Origin of the sequence: Achromobacter kerstersii (assembly GCF_902859595.1) — a bacterium.
In the GTDB taxonomy this organism is placed as follows: Bacteria; Pseudomonadota; Gammaproteobacteria; order Burkholderiales; family Burkholderiaceae_B; genus Achromobacter; species Achromobacter kerstersii.
The window spans coordinates 36179-61912 of the sequence record NZ_CADIJQ010000007.1 but is presented as its reverse complement, the minus strand read 5'-3'; the positions used below and the strand labels follow the sequence as shown (position 1 = coordinate 61912).

Below are 25734 nucleotides of genomic sequence, written 5' to 3'. Positions count from 1 at the left end.
TCACGCCTTGTCAGTGATCGACTGCACGCTGTCCTGGGCGTCCAGAATGCAGGTCTTGCACACGGTGAATTGCGGAAACGGATACGGCATTTGCGTCGGGCCGGCGAATTGCTTGTTGCCGGTCTTGACGTCGATGCGGCCCGGGGCCGTGACGGTGATGTTGCCGCCTTCGATGACGATGCTGGCGCCCGCTGCGTTGGCGATGCGGATGCGCTTGGGCGACGCATATTCAATGCCGGCGTTGGCGCTGATCATGCGCAGGTCTTGCTGGGCCTGTACGGTCAGCACATCGTGTTGCGAGATCACGTCGACTTCGCCGGTGCCGGCGATCAGGTCCAGGCCCGACTCGGCGCCGCCCTGCTGCACGCCGGCCACAATGCCCAGCGCCTGGCCGGTGTGCACGCGCAACGAGCCGATGACGGCCAGGTTGTGGTCTTGTCCCGACGACCAATGCACCAGCTCGCCGGCCGTGATTTGCACGTTGCGCCCGGCGGCTTGCGTGAGCCCGGCGCGGCCCGCCATCAGCACCAGCGGATCGGTCAGGTGCGGCACTTTGCCGTCGGCCACTTCCGTGTGCTTGGCCGAGGCATCGCCCGATGCGCCGCCGAGGGCGTCGCCGGCGACGGTGCCGGACACGGCGTGCGTCATTGCGGCCAGCGGCGCACGTTCGCCGTCCAGCCGGCTCGCGCCTGCGGACGTCGTGCCGCGGGCCGAGGCCAGCCGCACGCCCTGGTGCGCGCCGACCACGCCGTCGAATGACTGCGCCATGATGTCGGCCTGCCCGGCCAAGGCCAGCGGCGCTGCGGCATCGCCGGCAGGCTCGCTGCCGCCCGCCGTGTAGGTGGTCAGCAGGACACCGCCGCCGCCGCGCAACGCGCCGAAGCCGTCGGTGCGCAATTCCGCGCCCACGCCGCGCACGTTGCCGCGATAGTTACCCGCTTGGTGTATCAGATGGCCCAGGTTCAGCTCGCTGGCAGACTGCGTGGACTTGATCTGCATGCGCAGCTGGCCGTCGCTGTCGTCGAACACGATCTGGTTGTAGCCGTCGCCGCCGAACTCCTTGCTCTTGAAGCCGCTTAGCGCGGCCGCATTGCGGTGCTGCTCGTCGCCGCCCGCCGCGCCGTGCCAGGCTGGCGCGTTGCCGCTGGCCAAGTTGGCTTGTGCGCTGGGCTTGCCATCGCTGGCCGCGGCATAGACCTCGGTGTTCATCGGTTCGCCGGCTTTGCCGCCGGGGGTGGACGGAATGCCGCCTTCGCCGCGTCCGTTGTATAGGGCACCTACGACAAGCGGCTGGTCGATGTCTTCATCCAGGAATCGCACCAGTACTTCCTGGCCGATACGCGGCACAAAGCTCATGCCCATGCCCGCGCCCGCCTGACGTTGCGCGACGCGCGCCCAGCGGCTTTTGGCCAGACCGTCGCCGTCGGCTTGCCAATGAAAGCGCACGCGCACGTCACCGCGCGCGTTGCGGTAGATCTCGTCTTCGCCGCTGGCTTCGGTGGCGCCTTCGGCGTTCGTCACGATGGCAGTGTGGACGCCCACCGCCGATGGCGCGCCGGCAAGCCTGGCGCCGCGCGCGGTGGGCGGCATGGCGCGCCAGGGGCGGTCGCAACGCACCGCGCGAAAGCGGTTGGCGTAGCCCACTTCGTGCGCACGCGCCAGCACGGCGGCTTCGGGGCGGCCGACGCCGATGTCGCCGTCGTTGCAATGTCCGTCGCGTTGTCCCTCGGGCTGTCCGTGATATTCATCCTCGTCACCCGCCGCCGACTCGTCGTCTTCAAAACACAGAAAGTCGTCCAACGCGCCCAGCTTGTTGGCCAGGTTGGCGTCGGCCTGACCGGGCAGGTTGTTCACACCCACATGCTCCACGCGGTCCAACGCAAACACCGGTTCAAAACCCGATTCCCCTGACGGCCCCAACGGCGACATGTCTTGCAGCGTGAAGCGCGTGCCGGATCGGAACGTACGCACATTGCCGCGTCCCAAGAATGTCTCGGCGCTTGCCTGCACGGCTTCCATCAGCAACGTGGCCTGGAACTGCGCGTGCGCCTGATTCAGCAGCCCGCCGTGGCCCAGGGGTTCAAACCATTCCAGGCCCGCGCTCTCGTCGTCGGCGCCGCTGGCGGGGCCGGCCAGCGCTTGTCCGGTGATGGCGTGTTTGCCGCTGTCGTGCCAGGCCAGCACGGTGACGCGTTCGACGCCTCGGCGCTGCCTGCGCGCCAGGGCCTGCACGCCGTCGCGCGATTCCGTTGCATGCGCGCGCTGAAAGCGCACACCCGCGCCGGCGGACTCAGCGTCTTCAGCCAAGCTGCGGCTGTCGGCAAAGATCAGTACGGCGTGGCGCGCCGGAGCAGCATCGTCTTCGACGGTGGTCCAGCCCAGGCCGGATTCCGCGAGCAGGCGCGACAGGAAGGCGTAATCGGTTTCGCGGTACTGCGTGGTGTACGACCGCGCGGGCAGATCGGCCAGATGGCGCTCGACCTCGGCGGCGATCTTGTAGGTGTAGCCCTCGTAGCTATCCAGCACGTGGCGCACGATTTCAAGGACGGGCTGATTTTCATAGATGCGGCTGTCGCGCCGTTGTGTGGCCAGCCACAGCCACGGCGCCAACGTCACGCGGTAGCGCGCTTTGCCCGCATTGCCGCCCAGCATCTCGGCCGCACGCACGACACCGCTGCGGCCGGTCTCGCTGCCATCGGCGCGCGTGGTCCACAACGTAGCGGGCCGCGACACCATGTCGTTCAGGTCCAGCGCCGCGTCGTCGGCCATCGCCACGACGCGCATCTCGGCCAACGCTGACAAACCTTCGCGCGCGACCCAGCCTTCAACTTGCAGGGACGCCATCGCGCCCTCGCCGTCAAGCCGGTAGAGACGGGAGTTGGCGCTGGCGCTGCCGTTGCTTGCGTTCACAGCCATGGAGCAAAAACCTCGTGGGGGACGTTAGCGATACCGGCCCGATACGGACGGCAAATTTCAGGGTTCGACGTTGGCCTGCGGGGTGGGGCATTCGGGCGCGGTGCCCCACTGCCCTGCACACACGCGCAGGCGGCATTGTTCGCCTTCGATAAAGCTGAGCTTGCGGCATTCCTTCAAGCGCTCGGACAGCGGCGAGTCGGGCATCTCACGCATGAAAACGCCTTCCGACTTATACACACGCGTGCCCGGCGGCGATGCGGGCGGCAAGCCATAGTTCATCAACGCGGATAACAGCGCGGCGTCGGTATCAGAGGGCTTGGCGGTCTTGCGCGGCGGCGTGCTGGCGGGCTTGGCGGCGCGCGGCGCGTTGGCATGCTGCGCGCGTTGCTCGGCAGCCTGGCGCGTGGGACCGGGAGCTGCGGCAGGCGACCCTGCGGCAGGCGATCCTGCGGCGGGCGATCCCGCGGCGGGCGTCCCTGCGGCAGGCGTCCCTGCGGCGGGCGGTGTCGTCATCGCCAGCATGGATAGCGGATTGGTGGGTTCGTTTTGCGGCTCAGGTTCACCACGGCCCACGCCTGCATCGCGCGCGGGCGGCGCTTCGTCAATGATGGCGGCCACGTCGGGCGGCCTATCCATGGGCTTGATGGCAAGCTCGCCCGATGGCGAAGACGGGCTCGGCATTGACGCCTGCGGCAACGAGGCGACGGGGTTGGAAGCGGATGCCACGGCAGGCGCCGGAGCCTGCGCCACCATCGGCGCGGCCCCGTCCTCATGAATGATCCAGCTGATGCCGCCCGCCATCAGCGCCAGCAATACCGCCAGCGCCACCCAACGCCGCGCGCGGCCCTCGCGCGGCGTCGCAAGATGTTTGACTTCGGCTTCCGGCGCGCGCCCTTCAAGCGCGGCAAGAATTCGCGACGACTCGGCCTCGCCGCGCGCGGGTGCTGAAGCGCTGAGCAAACTCGGCGCGGTCATCGTAGGGCGAGCTTCTTTTTTCTCTTCTGCCATGCGGGTTCCCGTGTCAGCAGGAGGCGTGTGCAGCCCCCCTGTAACCAAGCTCGACGAGAATACCCGATAGGCCTATTTTGAACATTGCTCCTTGTTACGATTCCTAAGGGTCGGACGCTGTTTGCAACGCCGGATCACTTGCCTCATGCGCGAATAGAACAAAAGATTACGCCTTCACATGAGGGACCTAACTTGTTGCTGCTACTGCCCCTGTATTTTTTACTGGCGGTGGGCGTCTCCGCTCTCCTGTTTTTTCCGGCGCTGCGCCAAGGTGCAGTCCGGAGTTTGCGCGCGTGCGTACAGGGCGTAGCACGGGGCGCAACGCGTAGCGCGAGCCATGCCGGAGGCGCGGTTGGCGGCACAGCGGGCGCCGTCAAAGATGGCATGAATGCGTCGATGGAGTGGGTGGGAAGGTATCGCTGGCAGGTCGCGATTGGGCTGACAGTTGTATTGCTTCCGTCACTTTTCGCTTTCGTCATGCGACACAATCACACATTCGTTTACAGCACTCAAACGGCCGGTCCAGACCGCCGAATTCAGGCGTTACTGGAGGGTGAACGGCTCGCTGCACCGCCTGCATTGCCCCCCGAAGCGTTCACCACGCGCGAGGTGGAATTGGTGCGTCCGAAGCTCGGTGGCGCAAGCCGCAACTGGGATCTGTTCGATGCGGATTTCCGTCAGCGTCTGCTGCTTGCGTATCGCATCATGCGTGAACAGCATGGCTATGAAATGGCGCTGATCGAAGGCTATCGCAGCCCCGAGCGGCAAGAAGAACTGGCGGGCATGGGCACGCATGTGACGAATGCCGGCGCGTTCCAGAGCTATCACCAATATGGGTTGGCGGCCGACAGCGCGTTCTATCGCGACGGCAAGATCGTCATCTCTGAAAAAGACCCCTGGGCCATGCGCGGCTACGAACTGTTCGGCGAAACCGCGGAACTGGTCGGCCTGACGTGGGGCGGGCGCTGGAAGATGATGGACTTCGGCCACGTCGAGCTGCGCCGGCCCGGCGTCATGCAGCGAACGCGCGAGGCCGCTAAATGAGGGCGCCGTGGTTGATTGCCCTGCCCTCTGTCACGAAACCCCTTTGATCAGGCACACATGGCTCGCGTACTGAAAAAAGGTCTGTTGATTCTGGCGCTGTTCGCAGTGGTGTGGCTGGCCGTCATTATCTGGTGGCAGGAATCCCGCACGCTGCCCACGGGCGTCGACATCGGGCTCTATTTATTTGCGCTGCCGCTGGCGATGCTTGCCGCGCTGTGGCTGGGCGTGCGAGCCGTGCGGGCCGCACGCGCACCGAAGCCCGAACCGGCCGCAGCGCCGCAAGCCGCGGCCGAAGCGCCTGCGCGTGCCGTGGAACTGCACGTCATCGCCGTGGCCGCGCGCGCCTCGGCGGGTGACGATGCCGCGTCGATCTCGCAAGCACTGGCCGAACAGAAGCGCCCTGAACTGGACCCGGAACTGAAAACGCAGCAAGGCTTTCCGGTGTTTGCCGGGCGCGTGCCGGGCCTGGACGATATGGCGCTGTACGCGACCGCGCAAGAACGTGGCGCGCCGCCTGACGCGTTGGCCATCGCCGCATTGCGCGTGACGGCACTGTTGACGGATATCGCCAGCACGCTGACTCGGGAAGCGCATCGCCACGTCACCGAACTGGACGTGCCCGCCCGCGATGAAGACTGGCCCTTGCTGCGCTTCGAACTCTTGCTGCCGGCAGATTGGCCCGAGGCCGCGCGCCAACGCGTACGCACCGAAGTGTTGGCCGCCGCGCGCGTCTGGCCGGATGCGCGCGTCAGCGCCACCGAACATCTGGCGCGCGACGCCATGGCCGCAGACCTGCTGCTGCGCGAACTGGCGTCCGCGCCCGCCGCCCCCGACGCCCCGCCGCCGTGGCGTGTGGTGCTGGCCGGCGACGGCTATGTCGACGCCGAACGTGTCGCGCAATGGGATGCCGAGGCCACTCTGCTCACCCACGCCAATCCGCACGGCCGCGTGCCGGGCGAAGCCGCCGCCGGCCTGCTGCTGGGGCCTGCCGATGCCGACGCAGAGGTGCGCGTGGCGCTGTCGCCCGTGCTGCATCGGCAGAAGCCCGCCGATGCACGCGGCGCGCAGGCCGAAGCCGCGTTCTCTGACCTGGCTCGCGATCTGCTTGAACGCGCGAACGTCACGGCTGACAGCGTGATCCAGATTGTCAGCGACGCCGATCATCGCGGCAGCCGCCCGCTGGAACCGCTGGGCGTGGCCTCGCAGCTGTTCGCCCATATGGACGCCGCCAAAGATTGCCAGTCTGTCGCCGCAACCTGTGGCCACACCGGCGCGGCGGCGTCGCTGCTGACGCTGGCCGTAGCCGCGGACGCCTGCGTGCAGTTCGATCAAGCCGTGCTCGCTTTAACCCTGCAAGACCCCGCATTGCGCTGCGCGGCGCTGGTCTCCCGACCCGCCGCCCGCGCTACCGCCTGACCCTAAAACAACAGCGAAAACCATGCGTAGCCCATCAGGATTCCTTTCTCGATTTTCCAGCGCCATGAGCGATGTCCGCTATTGGGGCGCGCGCGTGTTCGCCAACCCGCGCACCTTCATGGTCATCGGACTGATCGCGTTGATCGTGTTCCTGTTCCTCTTTGCCGACACGATGCAAATTGCCTTCGTCTGGGCTGGGGTGTTGCTGGGCGTGCTGCTGGTGCTGTGGCTCTGCGTACAGCTGTGGCGCCGCCGCCGCACGCGGCGCGCGAATCAGAAGCTGGGCGACATGCTTGAGCAGCAGGTGCAAACGGGCGCTGCCGCCAGCCCCGCCGCCAACCGCAGCGAAATCGATGCGCTGCGCACGCGGTTGACGCAAGCCGTGCGCACGATCAAGACGTCCAAGATTGGTCAGACCTCGGGCAACGAGGCGCTGTATGAGCTGCCCTGGTACATCGTCATCGGCAACCCGGCGGCCGGCAAAAGCAGCGCGGTCATCAATTCCGGTTTGCAGTTTCCGTTTGCGGACAAGAACGGCGCGGCGGTGCGCGGCGTGGGCGGCACGCGCAACTGCGATTGGTTCTTCACCACCGAAGGCATTCTGCTGGACACGGCGGGCCGCTACTCCGTTCACGAAGAAGACCGCAACGAGTGGATGAGCTTTCTGGATCTGCTCAAGCGCCATCGCCCCAAGGCGCCGATCAACGGCATCATCGTTGCCGCCAGCATCAGCGAGCTGACCGACTCCGGCCCCGAGTTCGCCATCAACCTGGCCAAGAACCTGCGCCAGCGCGTGCAGGAACTGACCGACCGGCTGGAAGTGTTTGCGCCGGTGTATGTGATTTTCACGAAGGCGGATTTGATTGCCGGCTTCTCGGAATTCTTTGCCGATGCCGATGCGCGCGAACGCGACCGCGTGTGGGGCGCCACGCTGCCCTATGGCGCCGACGAAAGCCGCGATGTGCTGACGCTGTTCGACGATCGTTTCGACGAGCTGTATGAAGGCCTGAAGGAAATGGGCACCGCGCAGATTTCGCTGCGCCGCAGCGGCGCCCTGCCCCCGGGTCTGTTGACCTTCCCGCTGGAATTCGCAGGCATCAAACCCGCGCTGCGCACCTTCCTGTCGACGCTGTTTGAGACCAACCCGTTCCAGTACAAGCCGGTGTTCCGCGGCTTCTACTTCACCAGCGCCTTGCAGGAAGGCGCATCGCGCAGCACCTCTACCGAGAAGCTGGCCGAGCGTTTCACCTTGCGCCCGGCCTCGCATGAAGCGGCGCGCAGCGTCACGTCGCACAACGGTTTCTTCCTGCGCGATCTGTTTTCCAGCGTGATCTTTGCGGACAAGAAACTGGTGCGCCAGCACGCCAGCCCGAACAAGGTGCGCATGCGCTACCTGACGTTCTTCGGGCTGGTGCTGGCATTGGGCCTGGTGTTGGGCGGCTGGAGCTGGTCGTACCTGGGCAACCGGCAGCTTGCCACCAATGTGCAGGCGGACCTGGACAAGGTCGTGCGCCTGCAAAGCGAGCGCACTGACTTGCAGAGCCGTCTGGAAGCGATGGAGATTCTGCAAGACCGCATCGAACAGCTGGACCGTTATTCCGCCAGCAGGCCGCTGTCGCTGGGCCTGGGGCTGTATCAAGGCGACGTGTTGAAGCAGCGCCTGCTGGCCGAGTACTACAACGGCCTGCGCCAGTTCATGCTGGTGCCGGTGAAAGCCAGCCTGGAAGATTATCTGGGCCGCGTCGATGTCTCGCAGGCCGCCGCTTCCGGCACGCGGCCCACGGCGCCGCCGCAGGCGCAGCCCGTGCGCGCCAATGCGGGCGACACCCTGTTCCAGGACGCCTCGCCCACCAACGTTGACGACGCCTACAACGCGTTGAAGACGTACCTGATGATGGCGAATCGCGAACACGTGGACCCCACCCATCTGTCGGACCAGATCACCCGCTTCTGGCGCGGCTGGCTGGAAACCAACCGGGGCGCGATGCCGCGCGATCAACTCATCCGCAGCGCCGAACGGTTGATCTCGTTCTATGTGGCGCGCGCGGCCGATGCCGATTGGCCGCAGATTGAAACCAACCTGGCCATGGTCGAACGCACGCGTGGCAACCTGCGCAGCGTGATGCAAGGCATGCCGGCGCGCGAACGCGCCTACGCCACGCTGAAGGCGCGCGCCGCCACGCGCTTCCCCGCGATGACGGTGGCGCGCATCATGGGCGAAGCCGACGCGGCCGTGGTGGCCGGCAGCTACGCCGTGCCCGGCACCTTCACCCGAGAAGCCTGGGAGCAATACATCGAGCCCGCCATCGGCGAAGCGGCGCGCCGCGAAGTGCAGACCAGCGATTGGGTGCTGGGCGTGAACGCGCGCGACGACCTCACGCTGGAAGGCAGCCCGGAGCAGATTCAGAAGAGTCTGGCCACGATGTACAAGACCGAGTACGCGCAGGAATGGCAGAAGATGCTGCGCGGGGTCACGATCAAACCGTTCACCAGTTTTGATCAAGCGGTGCATGGCATGAACCGCCTGGGCGACCCGCAGAATTCGCCGCTGGTAAAGCTGATCAACACCACGTATGAACAAACGTCGTGGGATAACCCGTCGTTGATCAACACGGGCATTTCGCAGGCGCAGACGGGCGTGGTCGCGTGGTTCAAGCGCGTGATCTTGCGCCAGGGCCAGCCCAAGCCCACCGAAGTGGCGCCGGGCGGTGAGCAGATCCCGATGGGGCCGGTGGGCCGCGAATTCTCTGACGTGGCGCGCTTGGTCGTCACGCGCGAGAACCAGTCGCTGATGGGCAACTACATGAACGCCCTGTCGAAGATCCGCACGCGGTTCAACCTGATCAACAACCAGGGCGACCCTGGCCCCGGCGCGCTGCTGCTGATGCGCCAGACGCTGGAAGGCAAGGACTCGGAACTGGCCGACGCGCTGAAACTCGTCGACGAGCAAATGCTGGCGGGCCTGACGCCCGCGCAGCGCGAGACGTTGCGCCCGCTGCTGGTGCGCCCGCTGATTCAGGGCTACGCCGTGGCCATGCAACCGGCGCAGACCGAGCTGAACAAGGTCTGGAACGCGCAGGTCTATCAGCCGTTCACGCAAGGGCTGGCCGACAAGTATCCGTTCTCGACCAAGGCCGGTATCGAAGCCAGCGGCGAAGAAATCGGACAAGTGTTCGGCCCGCAAGGCAGCATCGCCAAGTACGTCAACGACACGCTGGGCCCGCTGACCGTGCGCCGTGGCGACATCCTGACGGCACGCACCTGGGGTGACATGGGCATTGATTTGCAGCCGTCGTTTACCGCGAACTTCGCGCAGTGGGTCGCGCCGCTTGCCGGTGGTGCGGCGGGCTCGGGCGCGGCCAGCCAGCCGCAGACGTTGTTCCAGATTCAGCCCAAGCCGGCAAGCGGCGTCACGGAATACACCATCGAGATCGACGGCCAGCAACTGCGCTACCGCAACACGCCGCCGCAATGGGTGAACTTTGTGTGGCCCAACGCGCAGGGCGCACCGGGCGCGCGCATCACGGCCACCGCCTTTGATGGCACCGTGGTCGAGATCGTCAACGAACCCGGCCGCTTTGGCCTGGAACGTTTGATCTCGGGCTCGCAACGCAAGCCCAACCCGGATGGCAGTTTCGAGATGAGCTGGGCGAAGTCGAACATCACCGTGCCCGTCAAGCTACGCATCATCAGCAACGCGCAAGCGGCCAGCGCCGGCGGCACCGAGCCGGGCAGCCAAGGCTTGCGCAATCTGCGCCTTCCCGCTTCGGTGGCGGGCGCGTCCCCTCAACCCTCCGTCGCCCCGACGCCTGCCGGAGCGCAGCAATGAGCAACCCGCAGTCTCCCATGTTCCGTACGGCCTACTTCGGCAAGATTCCGTCCCGTGGCGACTTCGTCAAAAACACCTCGCACCCGCAGTTGATGGCGACACTGGATGCGTGGGTGGCCAACACCATGGAGGTGCTGGCGCAGGACCCGCACTGGAAGACGCTGTACGACGAGGCGCAGCCCGTTCCCTTTGCGGTACTGGGCTCGCGCGGCAAACTGGCCATTGCCGGCCATTTGCAGCCCAGCCGGGATCAGTCCGGACGGCGCTTTCCGTTCATCACCGCAACGTCCGTTGAAGTGGCCCGCCCGCTGGATTTCATTGCGCGCAGCCCGCTGGCGTTCAGCCGCATGTGGAACCGCATGGGCAGCGCCGCCGCGCAACTGATGCATGACGGCGACCCCGCCCCCGCGCTGCAAACGCTGAACGACCTGGAAGGCGAAATCCGTACCGCCGCCGATGATGGTTTCGACGCCTTCATCGACTTGCAGACGATTGAACGCGTCGAGGCCATGCTGCGTGGCAACGGCCATGCGGCCAGCATGCATGACATCGTGCTGGCGCTGGGGATTCTGCTTGCGCCCGTAATGTCCAGCGGCTCGTCGCAGCTGGACACGGGCCTTGCCCTGCCGCTGCCGGATGATCCGCTCTATATCAATCTGGTCGCAAGCTATTGGATGACGCTGATCGCGCCGTTCCTTACGCGCGCGGATTTCGAGATCGCCCTGTTCATCGGGCAGATCGCCGGCAAGCACCGGCTGGTGGTGGGCTTTCGTGGCGCATCGCCGCAGACGCTGGCCACATTGCTGTCCACGCCGCAGACCTTGTCGCAGCACTACATCGTGCTGGAAGACGCGCCGTGGGTGCGTGACCACGTCAGCGCCAGCCATGGCCTGGCCAAGCTGTCGAGCTATCTGGATCAACCGCGGCTCTCTTTGCGCCAGGCGCTGGAGACGTTTCGCGAAGTCTTTATCGGAGCCTAGGCATGCGCACGCTTACTCTCGTCCTGGCCGCCGCCCTGTCGTGCGCGGCCCACGCGCAGGATGCCGCCACGGTGGTCCCCGCCAACGTCATCCCGCAACCCGGGCAGGTCGTCGCCAGCGGCGCCGTGCCAGATGAAGCCACCAAGGCCGACGTGCTGGCCCGCCTGCAGAAAGTCTATGGCGTGGGCAATGTGATCGACCGCATCGATGTGGGTGGCGTGGTCGCCCCGCCGAACTGGTCGCAACACGTAGGCAAGCTGCTGGACAGCCCGCTCAAGCAGATCAATCGCGGCCAGCTGGAAATAGACGGCACGCAGATCCGGCTGCGCGGAGAAGTCGACAACGAAGCCTCGCGCCAGCAGATCGCCAGCACGTTTGCGACCTCGCTCAACCCCACCTACAAGATCGTCAATGGCTTGCGCGTGTCGGCGGGCAAGGACGAGCAGGACGTGCTGGACAACCTGCTGAGCAACCGCGTCGTGGAGTTTGAAACCGGCAGCACTCGCCTGACCGCGCGCGGCCGCGAACTGCTGGACCGCGTGGCCGACGCGGTGCCGAAGCTGCGCGCCGACAAAATCCAGATCATCGGCCACACCGACAGCTCGGGCAGCCGCAGCACCAACCTGGCGCTGAGCCAGGCGCGCGCGGACGCGGTGCGGGATTATCTGGTGGACAAAGGCTTGCCGGTATCGCGGTTTGAAGCCATGGGCGCCGGCCCCGATCAACCGGTCGCGACGAACGCTACGGCGGAAGGCCGCGCGAAGAACCGCCGTATTGAGTTTCGCGCGGCGCGATAAGCGGAGCGATGGGCGGCGCGATAGGCGGCGCGACAAGCGGAGCGGGGCCTGGGCCATTGGGTTGGACCCCGCGTCAGGCCGGATCGCGTGGGCAGGGGTGCGTAGGCCGTGCCACGCCAGCCCCGCCATGTCCCGCGTCAGTTGTTTTCGCCGGCCTTCTTGATGCCCAGCAATTCTTCCAGGCCCGACAGCGTCTCGTCGTTCTTGACCACCGTGCGCAGCCACAGGTGCAGGGACATTTCGCCCCAGCTTGCGGCCTTGTCGGCCAGATAGGCGACCGGGCTGTGCGGTTCGGTGCGGCGGAAGAAGTCCGCCACATCGCGCAACTGCGCCAACGCCTGTTCGCGCGTTTGAATCGGACCGCGCACGGCGGGCGTCACAGCCACATGCGCCGGTGTGTCGGCGGCAGAAAAATGATCGGCAGCGGGCAAGGTGGGCTCCACTCGAACGGGAACGGCAGGCGTCGCGGGCGCCTGCGCGGGCGCCAGATCGGCGCGTACCAGCAAACCGGCATCCCGCGCGAAACGATGCACGAGTTCGGTCACATTGCGCAGCGACTCACGCACGCGTGAGAACGCGGGGCTTTCATCGCCCAAGCGTTCGTCCAGCGTGCGTTCCAGTTGCGCCAGCGCCTGCGCGCAGCCTTCCAGCTGGGTATCCAGTTCGGAATAAAACGACGGCGGGGTATCCCGGCGCGCCGCATCAAAACGATCCAGCGTGAGCTTGCCGCGTGTCAGTTCGTTGGCATTGTCGGGCGTGCGCTTGACCGCGTTCGCGAGCTGGCTCGCGGCCTCCCATAGCACCGCGCCATAGCGTGCGCCGTCTGCCTGCGTCAGCGGAATCTCGCCTATCAGTTGCTGCGACCGCGACAGCAGCCACGCCAGATTGCCCACGCGCTGCTGCACGTCGCCATCTTCCGGCACCGGGTGCAGGCCATCCCAATAATCGCGGCACAGGCCATCAATCAGCAGATAGCCATCACGCAGCCCCGCAAAGCCGCGCGTCTTGGCCCAGGCTTCCGCCAGCCACGACGCAATCCGGATGTCTTTGCTGCGCTCGCGCAGTACGGTGGAGCAGATGCGCGCCACCTCGGGCCAGTCGGCCTCTTTCAGATCAATGACCCAATCGCCCTGATCGAGCTGAGGATCGTCGTGCCGGCGCGCCTCGCGAATGGCGTCGAACTCGGGCGAAAACACCAGGTCGACGCCGCAGGGCGCATCGCCGGGTATCGGTTGCAACAAGGCGTTGATGTCTGTCATAGGGCGCAGGTCTGTAGTAGGCGCAAATCATCCCACAACTGCTTACGTATAACGTTCAAAGATGACACGTCCTATTACAAGGCGCATCACGATGCTTCGCTATGATTTGCGCTCCTACCGAAGGAGCATTCATGACGACGAAATCGATCCGTATGTTGCCCGACGGGCACTTCATCTCTGGCACGCCACGCCGCGCGCCGGACGGCACTTACGTCGGTGGAGACGGCCCCATCACCCGCGCGCCAGATGGCACCTACGTGGCCGGCACGCCCCAGCGCGCGCCCGACGGCACGTACAAAGGCAGCGGCGGCCCGGTGCGCATGGCGCCCGACGGCACGTTCGTGGTTGGCCCCGCCCGGCTCGCGCCGGACGGCACATATCTGTAAACAAATATCTCGCGCCCATGTCCCAACGCTCCGTCATCCGCAAGGGCGACAAGACGTCGCACGGCGGCGTCGTCGTGACCGGCGATGAAACCGTCGTCATCTTCGGCCAACCCATGGCCCGCGTCGGCGACCGCGTCACCTGCCCCAAATGCGGCGACACCCACACCATCGTCGAAGGCGTGCAAAACGTCAGCTCAGACCGCAAGACCGCGCTTGAAGGCATGCGCACATCATGCGGGGCGACACTGATCGCCAGCCAGAATTTTTATCAGTTGGAATATTGATGGCGTTGGGCTTTTACTGAAGACCCAAAGTTACTGACGACACAAAGCAAAACGCCACCCGATTGGGTGGCGTTTTGAGAATTCTGGTGGGCTGTGAGTGGCTCGAACACTCGACCTACGGATTAAGAGTCCGTTTTGAGGTCCTTTTTTCACAGTCAGATTTTTATAATTCTCTAATAAATCAACAACTTAACCTACCGCCACTTACCTCGACTTACCGCACTTTACTGCGGTCAGTGCGGTAAAAGTGCGGTCAAATCCTGATGGTGCCGAACCGAATTGTACGCTTGCCGATGCCTCCCGGAAGACTGCTTTCTTCTCATCATGGTCGTTGCCCGAAGATATACTTAGAACTGGCATGTGCCAGTGCCACTGAAGGAAGCCCCATGGAGGCTCTGCTCTCCCCCGTGCAACTGGCTGCAATGCTAGGCATCTCGGTCCAGACCGTCTACAACCGGCGAACTCGCGGCGAATCGATGCCTACGTGCGTGAAGCTGGGTGGACTTGTTCGCTACCATCCCAAAGACGTTCGAGCTTGGCTCAGCAGGCAATCAGAGACCTCGACGGCAGGTCTTTCGGCGCCTGCTCGCTGCGAGGGTGATGCCGACGATGAAATGCCCAAGAAGCGCGGACGTCCCACTAAGGCCGAGCAACGGCGGCGGCGTCATGACATCGACGGATTGATAGCGCAGTCGATGCACCACCAAGCCCTTAGCGGCTCTGGCGACTGCCAGCGACGGCCGTACGCCTAACAGAGCGAAGAATGAAAGCTAGAACGGCGCCTCCCGCTCGATACAGGCTGTGCCGAAATCAAGAGTCCTAACGTCCCTGACGAGGTCATCCAATTCAGTCGGCATCCCTGCGACCGAAGCGGCGTCATACCGCGTTATTCCAAGAGTAGATAATTATCCTGCCAGCGGATAAGTTCGGCGCACCTGCCGGCGCAAGTGCCGGAGATATACTTTAAAAAGATAGAGCCAAGCGCAATTTGCTGGTACTTAGCGGCGTCTATATTGGCCTGAAGCTTGCCAGCCTTGGCCGAGAGTGCTCTTTGATATTGTCAATCATTCGCGGCTTACATGTTGGATGCCGCAGTGCAGATGTTGCACTTTACTACGTAAGGCCAGGGACTTTTGAAGGCTAGAGCCTTCCCGACCGCCATTCTTCCCGAAGACCTGCGGAACGACGTAGAGGCACGCATCGCCAATCATGGGGAACATTTCGAGCTATACGGTAGGCAGTCATGTAACTGCTCACCTGTAAATCGAACACATGAACCGATTGAATGCAACTTCCGGCCCGATTGGCCCCTCGGCGTGGGGCACTCACACGAATCACGATACTCCCTTCGCACGGGGCAGCGCATCTCCATTTCCCAAGAGTTTCCAGCAGTTTTTCGAACTAGGCTCGTACATCAGTAAGAAAAAGGGGGGCCTGAAATGAGCCGCCCGCCTCCTTTCGAACCCATCCGGTTTGCCGAAAAGCTGGAAATATCGGGCAACTACGCGTCTGACAACAGCCTGTTGTACGAGTGGACGGGGACCCATTGGAAGGTAATTGACGATGCCATGGGTGAGCGCATGGCCCTCAAGTGGATTGCGTCCGACGGCCGCGGCACAATCAATGCTGCCAACGCACGAGCGGCCTACCAAACCGCCGTACGTTGGCTCCCAATGCTTGGCGAGCCGACCGATACCACCATCATTCCTGTCCGCAATGGGTACCTCCATCTCGACCACGGCCTGGTGCTCAAGGAACACGACAAGTCGCTAGGATTGCGGCACGTCTTGTCTTGCGACTTCGACCCCAGTGCTCCAGCGCCCATCGAGTTCAATACATTCATGCAGCGCATTCTGCCCTTTGCAGAAGTTCGGGCCCGCATACAGGAATATGTCGGCTACACATTGCTGCCCGACGCCCGATACCAGCGGGCCCAAATCTGGCTTGGGTCAGGTGCGAATGGGAAGGGCACCCTAGCAAATTTAGCCCAAGCCCTTCATGAACGGACTGCCGCAGTTCAACTGGATTGCCTGGACGGCTTTCGTATGGCAAGCATGGTTGGCGCCTCGTTGATTTACTGTGATGAGGCTCCCCAGCGCAATATTAACGAGCAAGCCATGAAGTCACTGATTGCAGGCGAGCTTGTCCAAATCGACCGAAAGTATCGCGACCCCATCACGGTTCGTGTCAACGGAAAGTGGCTAATTCTGGCCAACCATATCCCTGCAATCGCCGACCAATCCACTGGTTTTTGGCGACGATTCGACGTAGTACCGTTTTCGGTTGAGATTCCTGAAAGCGAGCGCGACCCACTGCTAGCAAAGCGCATCATTGCGAGAGAGCTTTCTGGCGTTCTAAATTGGGCCCTTGAAGGACTGCAACGCTTGTTGGCTCGAGGTAGGTTTGATGAAGCTGTGCCCGCACCAATGCGTATCGCAGCTCAGTCCGCTCGCGCAGAAACGAACTCGGTTCAAGCGTGGGCCCATGACCTCGGCATTGACCTCACCACGAGCGTCGGGACGCCAAAAGTTCAGGTCTACTCGAACTATGCGGGGTGGTGCCGCGAGAACGGGATGGTGCCGGTAGCATCGCCCAAGTTCTGGAAGCGCTTGCCAGACTCTGTTGGGATAGTTGCCGAAGGGCGCATGCTGACTAAAGCGGGCCGCGTGAGAACCTGCAACGTGCGGCTCTGACCCGCCAGCCTGAACTCCTGGTCAGCAAAACCACCGCTAAAAACGGTGGTTTTTTGATGCGACCACGAAGACCAGGCTGGCGGGGAAATTCTTCAGCCATATCAATTTGGTCTTTCTCTTCTAGGGTGAAGAAAAGGATGATTCAGAAAAAATTTCCCTCCGGCATCCGGTCAAACTGGTCACTTACAAAACACCACTCTATCCCGGCGCCTTTTCGCGACCAGGTTGGCCGCCAGTCTGGGTTAGTGCGGGACGCTACGCCTCCCACACCGCTTGTCGCTGACCAAGGAGGCTAGCAAGCCCGCCAGGCCGCCTGCATAATGTGCCACGCATACTGACGTGACGAGTTTCTCCCTGGCTGCAGCTTCTATCTGAACCTCAGATGACGTCCCGTTGTCGGACAATCGCCACCAACTCCGACCCAAGATAGGTACCCATACGTCGGCGCTTAGAAAAAACGCTCCAACTTTGAATGACGTTGAGCGCGACCAAAATCAGTGTTTTGGCTCCTTTGGTCTGTAAGCCGCAATTGCCTATTGCCTTTGGGTGGCGCGTTCAGGCTCTTGCCATTCGCTATAGAGCATGCGTTCGACCTCTAGCATGGTTACTGGATGATGTTCCAGCAGATGAGCCAAGTGAGTCTGGTCTAAAAGCTCCACCGAGTTGAGGGCCGCGTTATCCTGTGCTTGCCGGTTGAAGTACTGGTTGGTAAGACAGACCTTCTGGAATTCAACCCCGGGATGTCGACGACGATAGAAAGCTTCCCCTGTCACCACTTCTTTGACAGCATCCCAGTTAAGTGCCGCACCCTGAGTGCCGCTGGTCTTAACCTGAAGCAGCTGTCCCTTTTGACCTGCCTGCACGACGACGTCAACGCCGTTGTCGCCTGTGGCCGGCGTTCGATAGCAGCGATAACCACGTTTCGCCCACAAAACGGCCGCCAAACACTCGAAGTGCTGCCATTCCATGCGCAGCGCCATTTCCAGCGTGACCCGCTCGTCGATATTGGCGGCTTCCGCAACAGGAACAACGTCGGCAAGGTTGAAGTCCCCGGGACCGATGTCGCCTGAGCCGTTAAGCATGTCCTCTGCCAGACCCCGCTTGTACGTCAACAGCTGGTCGAGTTTGACGTCGAAAGTCATGAAATCGTTCGCCTGGACTACAGGGTAGTAGACGTAGACATCCTTCTTCTGGCCAATGCGATAGGCACGGTCGGTTGCCTGGTCTTCTTTGGCTGGATTCCAGGTGCGCGTGTAGTGGACAACATGGTTCGCCGCCTGAATGTTCACGCCGAAGCCGACGGCCACTGGTGAAAGAATAAGAACGCCAAATCCGTCCATAGACTGGAAGGCCTTGATGCGCTTCTGTCGACTCGATGAGTGGCTTGCAGAAGCGCTGGTGTCCCCATTGATGATATCTGGCCTGACGGCCAACTCCTCTTCGATGTAGTGCTGCAACAACCGCTGGATTTCACGAAATTCGCAGAAGACAATAACCTTTTCCCCCGCCTTCTTGATGACCTTCAGTTGACCCAAAAGCCAATCCAGTTTTGGCGCCTTTTCGCGATACAGCTTGATAGACTCCGCTTTAAACACATTCAGTCCATGCGGGCGAGGGTCTGTACATACAAGGCGAAGATAGTGCAGCAGGCCTAGATGGTTCTTAAACGGTGTTATCTCATTGAGGTCGCCGCGCTTCTTGAAACTCTCAATGGCCTTAGCGTACAAGTTCCGCTGCACGTTCGACAATGGGAGCCGCCTGCAATCGTCCACAATGACTTTCCTCTTCAGGTCAGTCGCCACGTCAGCTTTCATTCGGCGCAAGATTTGCGGGGCGATGCGCCCCCGGAGTTCCTCCACCCTCGCCTTTTCCTCATCCGTCTTCGCCTCGATTGGCTTTCTGTATCGCTGTCCGAAGTCATTCAGAGCACCAAGAAGCCCCGGCTGCACGTAGTCGAAAAGGCACCACATATCTGCCAGCGTGTTCTCAACTGGAGTTCCGGTGCATGCAATCTTGAAGGCAACATTCTGCTTTTTTGCTGCGCGCGTGACCATCGCCGCGGGGTTCTTGATACGCTGAGCTTCGTCGCACACCATCAGCGACCACCGCTGAGCTGCGAACGAAAACTCCAAATCGCGCAAGGTTTCGTACGTGGTTAGCACGACCTTTGAGTCACCAATCCAGTCCGGCCTAAGGAATTTGACAAGGCCGTCGTCCGTTTGTAGTCGCTGGTCAATCTGAGCCCGCGGAACTCGCAGCGACCTCAACGCATCGCCATACGCCGTGAGCAACGGCAGCGTGCCCTCCTCGAAGAACTTACGAGCCTCTTCGGCCCAGTTCTCGAGCAATGACACAGGCGCGACGACCAGCATTGGCTCAATATTCGGGTCTCGCTCGAGCAAATATGCCATCAACGCCAATAGCTGGAAGGTTTTCCCCAACCCCATGTCATCAGCAAGCACCGCCCCTCTCACCTGGTAGTCCGTCTGCAGGCTGTAAAGGTGCTGCATCCATGCCAATCCTTCCCGCTGATGCTTCATCATCGAGTACTCGGAGCGGATGGAGCGTGGCATCCTTGGCTCAGCCGGGAATGAAGCCAGAGCATCCTTTCGAAGCTCTTCGTACTCCAGCCCCTCGATGTTCGCGCGCAGTATCAATTGCGTTTTCGACTGGTGGGCGGTATTCCTGGCTGAGCTGTATCTCTTCTCCGGGTCGAAGCCCCCTGATTCAAGGTCTTTGAAGACGTTTTGGAAAGTGTCGACGATGACTGCCGCCTCATCAAGAGTCACGTCATCCGGCAGCCAAGACACCTTCACAGTGGGCTCGCCTGCCGCCTGCGCCGCCTTCATCGACTTCTCCAGCTGTTCGACTGCCGCTTTGCTGGTTGGAATGGCGACTGGTTCCGTTGCGCCAGATGGCTGGTAGACAATTACCGGCAGCACGTTCTCGGGAAACCAGCCCTCTCCCTCATCCTTCTTCGCGATATAGGGAGAGTGGTAAGGCTTCTCGACTCCGATACCCTCAATGCGAAAACTATATCCGCTCAGGTCGTGGACTTGCGCGTAAGACACGAGCGTAGGCGGAGCTCGCCGGCGCTCCAGCGCCGACTTGAGTGCGTCAAGATGCCTTTGAGAATCGCCCTGCACTTCGAAGTCGTAGCCCTGCCACGCAATCAACTGGTATCCAAGGGTCAAGGCCTTCTGAAGGACACGCACGAATGATTCTAGCGCGCCATCGTCCAGCCAATGCGTCTCAGATGAAGCAGGCCCGCTCAAGTTTGCGGTTTCGACGAGTAAACCAACCTTTAGCGGATAACTCGCAGCATCCAACTCAAAAACCGGCGTAAAGCGTTCGTACATCAGACCGGCCGCCTCGCGAGCTTCTTCGAACTGCGATTCGACGATGACATCAACGGCGTCGTCACCGAGGGTCGCGTACGGATTGAGCAGGAATGCCTGGGCGCGAGTTCCCGCCACCCGTCTTCCGAGCAGCCGCTTTATTTCGCGTAGGACCGTTTGCACCTTCGGGGTCACAAGTACCTGCACTATGCCTTCTTCGGTGACGATGTCGTAGCGGTCCTTCACCTCGTGATGACGGTCGAATGCCTGCAGCCAATCCGTCGGAGCCCCCTCGAACCCAGGTTCGATTTCTACGACATGGTCATCGCCCACAGTGTCAGACCGTCGCAGACCAATTTCGAGCTTTTCGGGAGTGAGAACGACCGAACGACAAAGGAAGTCATCAAGCAGGGCTCCTGCCTGCACTGCCAGTTTCCGGATTCGCCCCCAAGCTTGCCGGTGGGCCAGGTCGTTATGCTCCTCTGGCGGTCGACGAGCAAAGGCGACAACCTCTTTGAAAAGCGACCATTGCAGCGGACGCATGAGTTCGATACTGTTGTCGATGGTCATAAGCGGACCCACAAGCTCGCAGTCGAACGCGCCCGCTCCCTCTTGTCGCCACGAGGCGACAACAATAGAGAAGCTCTCGTCGGTCAAAGAACCGGTACTGCGCAGCGCGGGTGTAGCCCGAGTCAACGGTGGGAGTGACAGCACTTCCGGCAGCGATGCGTATGCCGGTTGGCTCATCGCCGTGTAAAGGGCATCCCACCCGAGCAAGTACCCTTCCTCAGTGTTAACGGAAAAGCCATCATCCGCCAGTTGAGTCAAGTAACCTTCGACCTCTGGAGACTGCAGGTGAGTTCCATCGACGGCTCCCCCTCGCACGAGTTCGGCCCCGGATGAGGACCAGCGTCGCATCCACCTCGCCGCATTCGGACTACCCGCCCTCCTGAACAACTGAAACATGTCTCTCCCTTATTTCCACCATCCCTTTCCGGGCTTGTGATGAAAGCCCCATCGGGTCAGCGCATTTGCGATGTGCTCGTCGCTCGCATCAGTCCGAACCCACAAGCTTCCACCTTGCGATGTCTTGTCATCCACCCGCAAGCTCTCGCGGACGGCGAGCTTATTCAACTCGAAGCGGGTGTACGACGGCAACGGTTTTGAATCCGCACTCCAAGCGCTGTCGGTCGATGAGCGCTCATAACTTTGCTTTGAGAAAGCGTCCGCTCGCCGCCGGATTGCTTGACGCGTCTGCGGTGCCGGCACTCCAGGTTCGATGTGAAATTCCTGGCGTAGCTTCGCTTCAAAGTTGTACTCCCACTTGCTCCAGCCGTTTGTGCCGTCGTGGTGGGTAAGCCAAAGAATGCTCCGTTCCTTCTGCTTCAGCGAGTTGTGGTCGTACTTGGACAATCGCAGTGGCTCAATAGTGTCAAACGGAATGGTCGTTCGCGCGTCGTAGCCGTATAGGGCGTTGCCCAAACCACTGAATTCGACAGCGACCAGGTCTCCCATCGTCATGATGAAGGCGTTATTTGTTCCTGAGGCATCCAGATGGCGAATGAGTCCAGTCATCTTCTTGCGAAGCGCGACGAAATCTCGGTCGCTTGCGCTCCGTGCCGTAGAACCGAGCGCGAACTCGATGTGGTCGATGGCCTTAACGTACCGTTTCCAAAATTCCATGCGCCGCCGGTCACCCATGCCATCTTCGGCAAGCTTGGTGAAGAATGTTTCAATGAACTCCAGCTTGAGCCAGTCACCGACCATCGTGCGTGCCTCTGGCACTACTCCGCCCCAACGAGTTTCGTTGGATGGGAGCCATGGGTTTCCCCACCAAAGCACGGAAAAATCTCGAAGCTGCTGATGTAGGTGCAGGCCAGGCACCTTTGCGTACCTGTCGAGCAGCATGACAAGGCCGCGGTCTCGCAGCACGTCGTTGCTGCCAAGCAACTCCAGCATCCGAGGCAACAGTACCTTGAACTGACCATCACCGAGTTTCGTAGCACCGCGAATCTGAGCAAGGACTAGCTCGCGTAGGAACCAGGAGGCCTTAGCGATGCCCAATTCTTCGCACAGGTGGTCGATGGCGCCGGCGTCGCCCTGCAGCAGCGCCTCTACGTATGGGTCGCATGGGCTTTCGCCAAAAAGCTGCTTGTTACCAATCGCCATCGCCACCCAGTCAGGGTTGACGTTCTTGTCATGGATGCGACCGTTATGGTCCCTTAGGTATTCGCGAAGGCTCTTCCAGTTCTGCCGGCCTGCGGCAGGTGCCGCATCTCCAAGTGCGTCATAGGTAAAGTAGCTCTTCATCAACCCCTGGTAGCAGCGTCGAAATGCGTTCGGGCGCGCCGACCATCCATCAACGCCATCCAGAACTGCCTTAAAGCGCGGACGGTCTTCCAGCACACATAGACCGTTTGGCATATGGGGAATGCATAGACCCGCGGACAGCAAGTATGCATCGCGGAAGGAAGTCACTTCCAAGTTCTGCCAGAATCGCCGGACCGTTTCCAGCAGTAGGTCGTCGGAGGGCTCGCGTCCGGCGCCGCTGACTAAACTCCCGCGCATCCTCGCAAGCACCACGTCGATTTCCGTAGAAACGACCATGAGCCGCTGTCCTTCCTGGGTCCCCGGGCGCAGCACCGAAGCGAGATGCTCCAGCGGATTCATCGCAGTGCACACTCGCCAAAGTTGCCGGACTGTGGCGGAGCGTCCGGTCGACGCTCCTCAATGCCCAGGAACTCCATCCGCATCTCGACTCGACGACTCTCTTCATCGGTGTCCTTAGCCGCGTTGAAAGAATAGCCCCCGACTAGGAACAGGCTCCGCACGTCTTCCTTTTGCGCATCCGAGAGTATGTTCGCTCCACCAGTGGCGAACATCGTGCAAAGTACGCGCTGGCTGCGTTGAAGGCTCAGATTTAGATTGCTCAGGTATGAACCGGTCTTGTCGGTGTAGCCCTCGACAACGACGCGCTTAAGAACGCGTTTACCGAGGTCGTCGTTGGCCAGCGCGAGGATTTCCGGCACGAACTGTCGGAGCACGCTGTCTTGGTCCGCCGTGAGGTTGGATTTTCCGAAGGCGAATCGAGCTCGTTCTCCGAAATCAATGACCCTCCTCTCTTTGTCGACCTTTATGCCGTCGTATCGCCTCGCGGCCTCGGTAAAGCGCTCAAGGATGAGCTCGATGTCCTTGCGGTGCTGCGCCTCCCTCTTCTCGCGCTCAGTCACGTTCTTAGTCACAGCAAGCAATGCAACTCCCATGACGACGAGGAACAAGACCATGAGCGCCGTCATGAGGTCCGCAAAGGAAATCCAAAACGGCTTCTCCGCTTCGTCTCGCCCCCCACGTTTGATAACCAACTTCGCGCCAATCATTGGCTACACCCGCGCTGGTTTCAAGTTACCCATAGCGGCGAGCGTCACCTCCAGTTCCTGGACACCGGACGAAAGCAGCCCGACCGCCGTACTAAGCTTGTTGTGAAACTCGGTGTTCGCCTTGTCCAACGTCCTGCGGACTTCAGTGGCAAAGGTGGTGTGCGCTTCCCCCAGCACGTTGCTGACACCCGCGAGATACTCGTCAGCCTGTTTTTGAGCCGTTCCGAGACGCGCGGCGGAGCTTTCGATGCGGGCGAGCACATCGCCCGTCATTGAGGCCTCTCTCCGCGCCAGTTCGACCGTCGCGCGCAACTCGGTCACTAGCTGGCTCACCGCATCGCGCTGGCTCCGATAGTCTCGAAGCAGGTCCTGGAGAGCGGTAGCCCCGCTGGTAAGCGCGCCCGACGTCTCCGAGAACTTGGCCGCGACATTGGCAGCTTGGTCCATCACGTTCGTCACTCGCTCGCCTGCGGCGGCGAAGTTTCGAGAGGCGATGCCAAGCTGCTCGGTGCCTGCGTTCAACTTCTCGACCGACAAGCTGGTTGATTGCGTCAGGACCGACACGCTTTGCGCCATCTGAGCGGATGCGGTGCTCATCTCCTTGATGGCCACGTCTACCGACCCAGACATCCCGCTGACGACTTCCTTAGCGCGTTCGGTCATTGATTGCTCGCGCGCCTGGTTACTTTCAAAGACCTTGGCTTGCGACTCGCTCAGCTTGGACAGCATGCCAGCGACCTCAGTGCCAATAGTCTCAAGCGTCGACTGAAGTTTGGAGTTCGTCTCCGACTGCAACGAAGCCACTAGTTGTCGAATTTGCTCGATGAATGCGGCAGACTGGGCGTTCATCGCCTCTTGGCGAGCTTCCATCTTCTCGATAGATTGGGCCATCCGTTCGGCCATAGCATCTGTCGAGCGGCGGCTCGACTCTTCAATATTTGCGACCAATGTCTGAAGAGTGCTTACTGCCTCTTGAATGCTTCTGGCGGTCTGCTGGTTGAGGTCACTGAGCCCAGAAATCTGTCCGCCGAACAGGTCATTCAACCTTTGGCTGAAGCTGGCCATGACATCCTGCAGCATGCGCGCGGCTGTAGCGCTCTGGTCGCCGCTGGCAGCCTTGACCGTACCGGCGATTTCCTGCAGCGGTCCCTGCAAGCTCTGCTGGATGCTCTCTGCGATGGTCGTCCCAAGCGCCTTGCTGTCCTCGCGACTGGCCTCGAGTTGCTCCCTCGCCGTCCGCGAAAATTGCTCGGCGAGATTTAGCTGGGACTCCTTGGACGCATTGATTTGTGCGGTGGTGAGTTCACCGAGCAGTTCGGCCAAGTCTTTGACGAGAGCGTCCTTCAGAATCTTCGATTGACTTGCAGAGTCCTCCGAAGCTCGAACGAGGCGCGACAGGTATTCCTCACCCGCCCCGGAGTCAAATCGGGCGTCGATGGCGTGAGCAATTTCCTCGGTCCGTCGATACAGCGATGCGAGCAGCAGTTTTTCGATGAATGTGACCAGCATCGCCGCGCCAATGGCGGAGGCAGATACCAAGAACGCCTCGCCGACCAAATGCATCAGTGACTGAAGGCTGCTCCGCACGGTGGCTGCGTCGTCGCTCACCTGAAATACGCGAAGACCTTCGATAAGGCCGCTGAACGTTCCGATGATGCCGATGCCGGTGAATAGTCCTGGCAGGTGCTTGAAGAACTCTGTTCGCAGACGACTGTCGACCACGAACTGACTGTTGAAATACAGCTCGGCTGGTACCGTCGCGCGCACGGCTACTACTGCCAACTGTCCATCGCGGTCCTCATACTGGGTGTGAAGCGAGTCCTGATACTCTTTCCACAAGTGCGCTAGACGCTTATCTCTCGAGAGCGCAGCCTTGAATTCTGATACGAAGTTCTTGCCCTCAAACTTCTTGATTCGCTGTTGAATGGCTCTCAAGCGGCACCAGTGGAAAAAACCTGGGCCCAAGAAAAGTACGAGGAAAATCAGGACGAGTCCGGCAAGGACCGCTCCGGTCGCGAGCAGGGGTGTCGGCGCCGTGGCAAGAATAGATTGAACGTTCACTTGGTGCAGCCCTCCGCCGGCAAAGTCGCTGTGGTCTTCTGATGCGCGGCTTCAATACTGTGCTTTTCACAGTAGGCGAAGAGGAGCATCTCCAGCATGTTTGTCTGAGAACGTCGCTCCCGCGCCGCCGCCGCTTCAAGCAAAACCTTGAAGCGAGGCGACACTCGGAAACTGATGGAGACGTTCTTGCCTTCGAACATGGTCGGCTCTTTTGCGCTGTATAGAGGTCTACCATACTTGTTTCCACAGGTTTCTAAAAGTTTATATTACTAACCGTTGCGTCTTCACGACGGTGTAGATGCCACGCGACCGCTTTACTCCGCACGCCCGCAGCAAGCACGGGCAT

17 protein-coding genes are annotated in these 25734 nt (G+C 61.6%); 9 read left to right on the top strand and 8 right to left on the bottom strand.

The window, feature by feature from the left end; genetic code table 11:
* Nucleotides 1-2916: a type VI secretion system Vgr family protein gene (locus HV765_RS20000; RefSeq protein ID WP_175170736.1), complete on the bottom strand. Its 2916-nt coding sequence runs from the start codon at nucleotides 2914-2916 to the stop codon at nucleotides 1-3.
* 57 nt (nucleotides 2917-2973) lie between these two features.
* Complete coding sequence (locus HV765_RS32300) at nucleotides 2974-3891, bottom strand: hypothetical protein (protein ID WP_254600650.1); 918 nt, start codon at nucleotides 3889-3891, stop codon at nucleotides 2974-2976.
* 225 nt (nucleotides 3892-4116) lie between these two features.
* Between HV765_RS32300 and HV765_RS19975 the strand changes: the two genes are divergently transcribed.
* From HV765_RS19975 to HV765_RS19955, 5 genes are all read left to right on the top strand, one after another.
* On the top strand, nucleotides 4117-4968 hold the full coding sequence (locus HV765_RS19975; protein ID WP_175170731.1) for a M15 family metallopeptidase: 852 nt from the start codon (nucleotides 4117-4119) through the stop codon (nucleotides 4966-4968).
* Between the two features lie 57 nt (nucleotides 4969-5025).
* On the top strand, nucleotides 5026-6384 hold the full coding sequence (locus HV765_RS19970; protein WP_175170730.1) for a hypothetical protein: 1359 nt from the start codon (nucleotides 5026-5028) through the stop codon (nucleotides 6382-6384).
* 64 nt (nucleotides 6385-6448) lie between these two features.
* Complete coding sequence (tssM, locus tag HV765_RS19965) at nucleotides 6449-10213, top strand: type VI secretion system membrane subunit TssM (protein WP_254600649.1); 3765 nt, start codon at nucleotides 6449-6451, stop codon at nucleotides 10211-10213.
* Nucleotides 10210-11193, top strand: a complete 984-nt coding sequence (gene tagF, locus HV765_RS19960) for a type VI secretion system-associated protein TagF (protein WP_175170729.1) — start codon at nucleotides 10210-10212, stop codon at nucleotides 11191-11193. The genes tssM and tagF overlap by 4 nt, the downstream gene beginning before the upstream one ends.
* A 2-nt stretch (nucleotides 11194-11195) precedes the next feature.
* Nucleotides 11196-11990, top strand: coding sequence for an OmpA family protein (locus HV765_RS19955; protein WP_054420516.1), 795 nt, complete (start codon nucleotides 11196-11198; stop codon nucleotides 11988-11990).
* 137 nt (nucleotides 11991-12127) lie between these two features.
* Here HV765_RS19955 and tssA read toward each other — a convergent pair whose 3' ends face one another.
* Complete coding sequence (gene tssA / locus HV765_RS19950; RefSeq protein ID WP_175170728.1) at nucleotides 12128-13249, bottom strand: type VI secretion system protein TssA; 1122 nt, start codon at nucleotides 13247-13249, stop codon at nucleotides 12128-12130.
* Nucleotides 13250-13380: 131 nt separating this feature from the next.
* On the opposite strand from tssA, the gene HV765_RS19945 reads away from it, so the two are divergent.
* The 4 genes from HV765_RS19945 to HV765_RS19930 all read left to right on the top strand — a co-directional run bounded on the left by HV765_RS19945 (nucleotide 13381) and on the right by HV765_RS19930 (nucleotide 16612).
* Nucleotides 13381-13635 carry a hypothetical protein gene (locus tag HV765_RS19945; protein WP_054420514.1) on the top strand — a complete coding sequence of 85 codons (255 nt, stop codon included), beginning with the start codon at nucleotides 13381-13383 and terminating at the stop codon, nucleotides 13633-13635.
* Nucleotides 13636-13652: 17 nt separating this feature from the next.
* Nucleotides 13653-13919, top strand: a complete 267-nt coding sequence (locus HV765_RS19940) for a PAAR domain-containing protein (protein WP_175170727.1) — start codon at nucleotides 13653-13655, stop codon at nucleotides 13917-13919.
* Nucleotides 13920-14182: 263 nt separating this feature from the next.
* A complete protein-coding gene (locus tag HV765_RS32215; protein ID WP_420840128.1) occupies nucleotides 14183-14671 on the top strand; it encodes a helix-turn-helix transcriptional regulator in 489 nt (162 codons plus the stop codon).
* A 687-nt stretch (nucleotides 14672-15358) separates the two neighbouring features.
* Complete coding sequence (locus HV765_RS19930; RefSeq protein WP_175170725.1) at nucleotides 15359-16612, top strand: DNA primase family protein; 1254 nt, start codon at nucleotides 15359-15361, stop codon at nucleotides 16610-16612.
* 533 nt (nucleotides 16613-17145) lie between these two features.
* Here the strand turns inward: HV765_RS19930 and HV765_RS19925 are convergent.
* Genes HV765_RS19925 through HV765_RS19905 form a run of 5 tightly spaced genes read right to left on the bottom strand, consistent with a single transcriptional unit; the run spans nucleotide 17146 to nucleotide 25588 of the window.
* Nucleotides 17146-20868, bottom strand: a complete 3723-nt coding sequence (locus HV765_RS19925) for an SNF2-related protein (protein ID WP_254600647.1) — start codon at nucleotides 20866-20868, stop codon at nucleotides 17146-17148.
* Between the two features lie 57 nt (nucleotides 20869-20925).
* The gene (locus HV765_RS19920; protein WP_175170723.1) at nucleotides 20926-22620 is read right to left on the bottom strand and encodes an EH signature domain-containing protein; all 1695 of its coding nucleotides are present in this window, start codon (nucleotides 22618-22620) and stop codon (nucleotides 20926-20928) included.
* Nucleotides 22617-23312 carry an OmpA/MotB family protein gene (locus tag HV765_RS19915; protein ID WP_254600646.1) on the bottom strand — a complete coding sequence of 232 codons (696 nt, stop codon included), beginning with the start codon at nucleotides 23310-23312 and terminating at the stop codon, nucleotides 22617-22619. Before HV765_RS19915 ends, HV765_RS19920 begins: the two co-directional genes overlap by 4 nt.
* Before the next feature lie 18 nt (nucleotides 23313-23330).
* Nucleotides 23331-25388: an anti-phage ZorAB system protein ZorA gene (gene zorA, locus HV765_RS19910; protein WP_175170721.1), complete on the bottom strand. Its 2058-nt coding sequence runs from the start codon at nucleotides 25386-25388 to the stop codon at nucleotides 23331-23333.
* Complete coding sequence (locus tag HV765_RS19905; RefSeq protein WP_175170720.1) at nucleotides 25385-25588, bottom strand: hypothetical protein; 204 nt, start codon at nucleotides 25586-25588, stop codon at nucleotides 25385-25387. The genes zorA and HV765_RS19905 overlap by 4 nt, the downstream gene beginning before the upstream one ends.
* Between the last annotated feature and the right edge of the window lie 146 nt (nucleotides 25589-25734).

Bases quoted from the DNA above. Each gene is read 5' to 3' on its own strand.
- HV765_RS32215 (WP_420840128.1), top strand. From the start codon at position 14,183: ATGGTGCCGAACCGAATTGTACGCTTGCCGATGCCTCCCGGAAGACTG.
- tssM (WP_254600649.1), top strand. From the start codon at position 6,449: ATGAGCGATGTCCGCTATTGGGGCGCGCGCGTGTTCGCCAACCCGCGC.
- HV765_RS19930 (WP_175170725.1), top strand. From the start codon at position 15,359: ATGAGCCGCCCGCCTCCTTTCGAACCCATCCGGTTTGCCGAAAAGCTG.
- HV765_RS19940 (WP_175170727.1), top strand. From the start codon at position 13,653: ATGTCCCAACGCTCCGTCATCCGCAAGGGCGACAAGACGTCGCACGGC.
- HV765_RS19970 (WP_175170730.1), top strand. From the start codon at position 5,026: ATGGCTCGCGTACTGAAAAAAGGTCTGTTGATTCTGGCGCTGTTCGCA.
- tagF (WP_175170729.1), top strand. From the start codon at position 10,210: ATGAGCAACCCGCAGTCTCCCATGTTCCGTACGGCCTACTTCGGCAAG.
- tssA (WP_175170728.1), bottom strand. From the start codon at position 13,249: ATGACAGACATCAACGCCTTGTTGCAACCGATACCCGGCGATGCGCCC.
- HV765_RS19945 (WP_054420514.1), top strand. From the start codon at position 13,381: ATGACGACGAAATCGATCCGTATGTTGCCCGACGGGCACTTCATCTCT.
- HV765_RS32300 (WP_254600650.1), bottom strand. From the start codon at position 3,891: ATGACCGCGCCGAGTTTGCTCAGCGCTTCAGCACCCGCGCGCGGCGAG.
- HV765_RS19920 (WP_175170723.1), bottom strand. From the start codon at position 22,620: ATGAATCCGCTGGAGCATCTCGCTTCGGTGCTGCGCCCGGGGACCCAG.
- HV765_RS19925 (WP_254600647.1), bottom strand. From the start codon at position 20,868: ATGCGACGCTGGTCCTCATCCGGGGCCGAACTCGTGCGAGGGGGAGCC.
- HV765_RS19955 (WP_054420516.1), top strand. From the start codon at position 11,196: ATGCGCACGCTTACTCTCGTCCTGGCCGCCGCCCTGTCGTGCGCGGCC.
- HV765_RS19905 (WP_175170720.1), bottom strand. From the start codon at position 25,588: ATGTTCGAAGGCAAGAACGTCTCCATCAGTTTCCGAGTGTCGCCTCGC.
- HV765_RS20000 (WP_175170736.1), bottom strand. From the start codon at position 2,916: ATGGCTGTGAACGCAAGCAACGGCAGCGCCAGCGCCAACTCCCGTCTC.